Source organism: Catenibacterium sp., assembly GCF_052354645.1.
GTDB lineage: Bacteria > Bacillota_I > Bacilli_A > Erysipelotrichales > Coprobacillaceae > Catenibacterium > Catenibacterium mitsuoka_A.
Map to the genome: position 1 here is coordinate 1 of NZ_DAWDDM010000126.1, position 5,702 is coordinate 5,702.

Sequence of the window (5,702 nt, forward strand, 5' to 3'; positions counted from 1 at the left end):
TTTTGATATACTTTTGTTGAGGTGATTAAAATGGATGAATTTTTAAGAGATATACATACATTATTATTCAAGGAATGGATTCTCATTCAGTCTATTGAAGGCTGTAATATTAAAGAAGAAGGTAAAAAAGTTATTCTTACAACGCCTTATTGTCATGCCGAAGTGATATTTAATGATCATAACCTGATTGAATTATCAGTCACAAATCTTGTAACTGATAAGATAGACTTCTATCTTCATTTTCAAATGCATACTATGAGCCATGCCATTTCTTTATATACAGAAATGCTTCAATGTGTCAAACAGCTAATCAATGAACCTCCCGTTCGTGTTCTTTTAACATGTACAAGTGGCCTCACAACAGGTATGTTTGCCGCACAACTCAATGAAGCGACTATGCTTTTATCTAAGAACTATGAATTTGATGCGATTGCTTATCATGAACTCTATGATATTGCGAAGAATTATGATGTGATTCTTGTAGCTCCACAGGTAAGTTCTAAAAAGACAAAACTAGAAACATGCTTTAAAAAGAAGACAGTACTCACTATTCCTTCTACAATATTCGCAAAATATGATGCAGGCGCATTATTAGAATTTTTAGATGAACATTTATCGTCTCGTCGACATCCAACTACGGCTCGTTTACCTGTCATTAGTCGTCCAGTGCCTCACCAAACAAAAATCTTAACTATCGCAACAGTACGCACAAGTCATCGTACAAGAATGATCTATCGTGTTTTTGATCCTAACAATAAAACACTATTAGATAATGAAGTCGTTAAGTTTGATTTTCAGGTGAATGACCTCTTTGATATCCTTGATACAGTATTACTCTTTCATCCAGATATTCCTATTATTGGAATTAGTCTTCCAGGAATCATTCGAGATGGTTATATGGACTTGCATAACCAAAGAATCAACGTTTTAAGACCACTTAATAAGCGTTATCCAAATAAACGTTTCTATTTATTTAATGATGTCAACGCCCTTGTATCTGGCTATTATATTTCACAGAATAAATACCAGACAATCTCATTTCTCTATCAGGCCTCTACAGGAGGTGCTTGTGGTATAGGCTCTGTCTTTAAGGGGCAATTAATAGAAGGAGCCCATAAAATTGCAGGAGAAGCCAAATTTCTTCCATTTAATAAAGAAGAATTCAAAAAAACTCCTGAAGGACAGTTAGAATGTCTTACTTATCAGGCAGCTGCAGTGATTTCTATCTATGATCCAGAGATGTTGATTGTCTCATCTAAATATACAAATAAACATGAATTAAGAGAATCATTAAAGAAATACTTCCCTGAAGAATATCTTCCTAATATCCACTTTATTGAACATTTCAAAGAATATGGATTGTTAGGTGCTTTGATTCTTTCTATTCAAGAAGAAAATAAAGGCTGAGTTTATTGAAAAACTCAGTTTTTATGCTATAATCCTTATAAACATATCTAGTTAGTATGTTGATAGGAGGAGTTATTATGTCTTTAAATTCAGTGAAGAATTATTTCAAGCAGTATAATATGGATACACATATTGTAGAGTTTCCTGTATCAAGTGCAACTGTGGAACTTGCAGCACAAGCTATTGGCTGTAAAGAACAGGAAATTGCGAAAACAATGTCTTTTCATGTCGGAGATGAAGTCATTGTGATTGTAATGGCCGGGGATGCAAGAATCGACAATAAGAAATATAAATCATTCTTTCATAAAAAAGCTAAAATGCTTCACGGGGATGAAGTAGAATCTTTGACTGGTCATCCAGTAGGTGGTGTTTGTCCTTTTGGATTAAAAGAAGGTATTAAAGTCTATCTTGATGAGTCTCTAGAACGTTTTAATCATGTTTATCCAGCATGTGGCAGTCCTAATAGCGCTATTAAGCTCACTATTCCAGAATTAGAAAAATATGCCCACCAGGAATCATGGATTGATGTCACTGATATCATCTAATGACATTTGTTTATGAGAACCAAGGACTTCTAAAGAGTCTTTGGTTTTTTTGTATACTCTTCCTTCATTAAGCCATAAATCTATATCTTCAAATGAAACAATGACAGGCATTCTTGAATGGATTCCTGACATGATGTCTTCTGCTTCTTTTGTAAGTATTGTAAAGTAATTATCATGATAGATGCCTGCAAGATAAAGAATATGATGATTAGTAAAGCGATATTGCGTATGCGCTCTATCCCATTCATAGAAACCGCTGATTGGAATAATACATCTTCTTTTTACTGCATCTTCTTTAAACATCTTCTTTTCTAATACTGTTTCAATGCGTGCATTAAAGACACACTTCTTATCTAATGGATAACCCCATGTCTTATAGTCTCCGTAATGACCCTTTAATATAATGAAACCTTCTTCTCCGGGATGAATATCACCATAAGGAAATATATGTCCATCTGGAATAATCACCCATCTTGTTAAATCATATTTTAATTGTTCATCTAAATAGTAACGTCCACACATAATAATCCTCCAAAAAAAGTCATAGAAAAACTATGACTTAAACATTGTATCTAATATATGCTTACCTGTTTCTGTTTCAAAAAAACTCTCTTTGGCATGCTGAATAGATTCAATAGAAGCATTGTCTTCAAATGCGTTAACTAAAAAATCTGCTTCCAACAAGATACGATAATCTATTCCGTCTACATCAGTATATGTATGATGATGGGCAATCAAGAAACATATTCTTTCTATATCATCTTCTTTAAATCCTAAAGAAGTACATATTTCTCTTGCAGGTGCAGGTCCTTCTTGTTCCTGTAACTTTCCATTTTGAAAGCCATATTTCTCTTCTGATACACGTATTCCAATATCATGTAAAATACTGGCTGCTTCTAATACAAAGAGTGTATGTGCATCTAATCCTTCTTTTTCACCAATTAACTTAGAAAAGCTATGTACCTTTATGAAATGCTGGATACGCTTAGGATCTCCACAGTCAAATTCAATCATCTTCATCATTAATTCTTCTAACATATTTATCACCTGCATCTATTGTAGCACAAATAGAAAAAGACCCGTAGGTCTTAACGTGATAATGTATAGCCTTTTCCAATGACTGAATGAACATCACTCACAAAAACAAAGGAAGTAGGATCTATTTCTACAGATATTCTCTTAATAGTCGCAATCTTCTTATACTGTGTGACTACTAAAATGACCTGCATATCTTCTCTTAAATAACCTGTTTCAGCTTTTAATAAAGTGAGACCAACATCAATTTCTTTATAAATACGATCTCTAATTTTTTCATATTCCTGACTCATAATCATGATTTCACATTGTGATTGACCATATGCCAATACTTTATTGACTGTTATAGTACAGATCATAATCGCAAGAATACCATATACATTCTTCATAAAGGGATTAGATGCCACCTGAATCAAAATAACTGTAATATCACATACATTCATAACGATAGAAACAGGAACTTTGAAATACTTCTGTAAGATCACTCCAATAATATCAAAACCACCAGAAGATCCATCACCTAAAAGTACAAGTCCTACCCCTGCCCCAATAAGTACACCCGCAAGAATAGCACTCATTAAAGGATCAGAATTCATTTCAGCTAAGAAATTATATTTCTGACATAGATCTAACCCAAATGGGAAGATGATGCTGACAATCAATGTCTTGAAAATGAATTCTTTACCAATAAATATATAACCTAATATAAATAATATCGCATTACAAATTAATACAAGAATTGAGACTGGTAATGGAATCATCTTACTTAAAATAACACACAAACCTGTTACGCCTCCTGCAGCGAAGGATTGTGGTAATACAATCATTCCAAGTGCTATATCAGTCAAAGCGACACCAACCAAGATTTTTACCATTGATAATACTTTTTCCTTCATTTTCATCACCCAGGAATATTATAATGATAAAAAGAGACAAGACAGTAGTCTAGGCTACAATGGAGGACATATGAATATCATTATTCCAGAAAACTATTTTTATTTATTTGAATCAGTAGGTGAACGTTGTGTATTGCCTTCAAAGACAGTTATCTTTTATGAGAGTGATGATGCAAATGATATCTATCTTTTAATCAAAGGACGTGTGCGTGCTTATTTAAGTAATTCACAGGGTAAACAGATTACCTTGGAGGTATTAAAGAAAGGACGTATTTTTGGTGATGGTTCTTTTTTAAACCATTCTGTACGTAAAGCAAATATGGCCACGATTACTGATGCAGAATTCATCCGTTGTCATATTACTGATTTGATGCCTATATTACAGAATAATAATGATCTCATGATTCTTATGCTTCAGCATCTGACTTCTACATGCAACTATTTGACACATACAATTGAAAGATTAGTGAACTATAATAGTACGCAAAAGGTGGCTGATTTCCTTCTTATTGAAACAGATAACGGAAGAAAATCCATTCCTTATACACATGAAGATATTGCAGGATGTTTAGATATGAATAGAGTGACAGTATCACGTATTATGAAGAAATTGAAAGAGGAAAATGCTGTTTTGTATGAGTATGGAATTGTTTCTGTAACGGATTCTAAAACATTGAAGCATATTCTAGAACACACTGAATAGAGATTATTGCATTCAAGTTTTGTTTAAAATATAATTATTGACGAGGTGTTAAAAAATATGAAAAAGAAAAAAATTGCGATTATAGCGACAGGTGGTACGATTGCAGGAAGTGGTGCTGCAGGTAAAACAACAAATTATGAAGCAGGTACTATTTCTGTAGATGAAGTATTATCTTCTATTCCAGATATAAGAGATCGTGTTGAGATTGTTTTAGATAATCTTTTCTCGGTTTATTCTAATGAAATTGATGATCAAAGATGGTTGATTTTAACTGAACATATTAATAAACTTGCAGATCAGCAGGATATTGATGGAATTGTCGTGACTCATGGAACTGATACAATGGAAGAAACATCTTACTTCTTAAACTTAACAGTCAATACATTAAAACCTGTTGTTTTAACAGGGGCAATGCGTCCTGCAACTGCAACAAGTGCCGATGGACCATTTAACTTATTCCAGGCAATTATGCTTGCAAGTCATAGTGAAGCTTGGGGTCGTGGTGTAATGTGCTTATTCTCAAGTACTATTTTCTCCGGTAGAGATATCCAGAAGATCAGTAATTATAAGATTGATGCCTTTGACCAGAGAGCTTTCGCCAATCTAGGTTATATGAAGGATGATGAAGTCTATTTCTCTTCTCAGCCATTAAAGAGACATACAACTTATTCAGTCTTTTCACGTAAACCAATCAAAGATTTAGCTCATGTCGCAATTGCTGACTACTATGTGGGTGCTTCTCCTGATATTCTTGACTTCCTTGCACAAAATAATGAAGGTATTGTGATTGTTGGAACAGGGAGCGGAAACTATTCCAAGGCGTGGCGTCAGCGTATTGAAGAATTATCTGATCAGGGTATTGTCTTTGTACGTGCGAGCCGTGTAACGAACAGTATTATCTTCCAGGATGATTATTTTGATCCTAAGCATGTATGTCTAGGGGCTAATAACCTATCTCCTTATAAAGCGCGTATTCTATTAATGCTTTCTCTCACAATCACAAAAGATAAAAAAGTAATCAATGATTACTTCTTAAACTACTAAAAAAGGCTCGAAAGCCTTTTCAGACTGTTGACAAACTAAATGTTAACAGTCTTTTCTTTTAAATTTGAAGAG

The 5,702-nt window shown here is 33.7% G+C and carries 7 protein-coding genes; 4 read left to right on the forward strand and 3 right to left on the reverse strand.

Annotated elements, in window-relative coordinates; genetic code table 11:
• Nucleotides 1-30: 30 nt before the first annotated feature.
• Entirely contained in the window at nucleotides 31-1,407 is a 1,377-nt protein-coding gene (locus tag ACT8VG_RS06660; RefSeq protein WP_117458457.1) for an ROK family protein, read from the forward strand.
• A gap of 77 nt (nucleotides 1,408-1,484) precedes the next feature.
• Nucleotides 1,485-1,952 carry a YbaK/EbsC family protein gene (locus tag ACT8VG_RS06665; protein WP_444195456.1) on the forward strand — a complete coding sequence of 156 codons (468 nt, stop codon included), beginning with the start codon at nucleotides 1,485-1,487 and terminating at the stop codon, nucleotides 1,950-1,952.
• On the opposite strand, the gene ACT8VG_RS06670 is transcribed toward ACT8VG_RS06665, so the two are convergent.
• From ACT8VG_RS06670 to ACT8VG_RS06680, 3 genes are read right to left on the reverse strand one after another with little or no spacing between them, the layout of a single operon-like run.
• Nucleotides 1,923-2,474 carry an SOS response-associated peptidase gene (locus ACT8VG_RS06670; protein ID WP_444195457.1) on the reverse strand — a complete coding sequence of 184 codons (552 nt, stop codon included), beginning with the start codon at nucleotides 2,472-2,474 and terminating at the stop codon, nucleotides 1,923-1,925. The two genes, ACT8VG_RS06665 and ACT8VG_RS06670, sit on opposite strands and share 30 nt — an antisense overlap.
• Nucleotides 2,475-2,504: 30 nt before the next feature.
• On the reverse strand, nucleotides 2,505-2,990 hold the full coding sequence (locus ACT8VG_RS06675) for an HD domain-containing protein (RefSeq protein ID WP_444195458.1): 486 nt from the start codon (nucleotides 2,988-2,990) through the stop codon (nucleotides 2,505-2,507).
• A 50-nt stretch (nucleotides 2,991-3,040) separates the two neighbouring features.
• Entirely contained in the window at nucleotides 3,041-3,883 is an 843-nt protein-coding gene (locus tag ACT8VG_RS06680; RefSeq protein WP_444195459.1) for a YitT family protein, read from the reverse strand.
• Nucleotides 3,884-3,953: 70 nt separating this feature from the next.
• Here ACT8VG_RS06680 and ACT8VG_RS06685 point away from each other — a divergent pair, with 70 nt between their 5' ends.
• Nucleotides 3,954-4,586: a Crp/Fnr family transcriptional regulator gene (locus ACT8VG_RS06685; protein ID WP_444195460.1), complete on the forward strand. Its 633-nt coding sequence runs from the start codon at nucleotides 3,954-3,956 to the stop codon at nucleotides 4,584-4,586.
• A gap of 57 nt (nucleotides 4,587-4,643) precedes the next feature.
• Nucleotides 4,644-5,630 (forward strand): asparaginase, encoded by a 987-nt coding sequence (locus ACT8VG_RS06690; RefSeq protein ID WP_444195461.1) that lies wholly within the window; start codon nucleotides 4,644-4,646, stop codon nucleotides 5,628-5,630.
• The last annotated feature ends 72 nt before the right edge of the window (nucleotides 5,631-5,702 follow it).

What these genes read in the sequence shown, in the direction of transcription:
- ACT8VG_RS06660 (WP_117458457.1), top strand. Translation starts at nt 31, where the DNA reads ATGGATGAATTTTTAAGAGATATACATACATTATTATTCAAGGAATGG.
- ACT8VG_RS06665 (WP_444195456.1), top strand. Translation starts at nt 1,485, where the DNA reads ATGTCTTTAAATTCAGTGAAGAATTATTTCAAGCAGTATAATATGGAT.
- ACT8VG_RS06670 (WP_444195457.1), bottom strand. Translation starts at nt 2,474, where the DNA reads ATGTGTGGACGTTACTATTTAGATGAACAATTAAAATATGATTTAACA.
- ACT8VG_RS06675 (WP_444195458.1), bottom strand. Translation starts at nt 2,990, where the DNA reads ATGTTAGAAGAATTAATGATGAAGATGATTGAATTTGACTGTGGAGAT.
- ACT8VG_RS06680 (WP_444195459.1), bottom strand. Translation starts at nt 3,883, where the DNA reads ATGAAGGAAAAAGTATTATCAATGGTAAAAATCTTGGTTGGTGTCGCT.
- ACT8VG_RS06685 (WP_444195460.1), top strand. Translation starts at nt 3,954, where the DNA reads ATGAATATCATTATTCCAGAAAACTATTTTTATTTATTTGAATCAGTA.
- ACT8VG_RS06690 (WP_444195461.1), top strand. Translation starts at nt 4,644, where the DNA reads ATGAAAAAGAAAAAAATTGCGATTATAGCGACAGGTGGTACGATTGCA.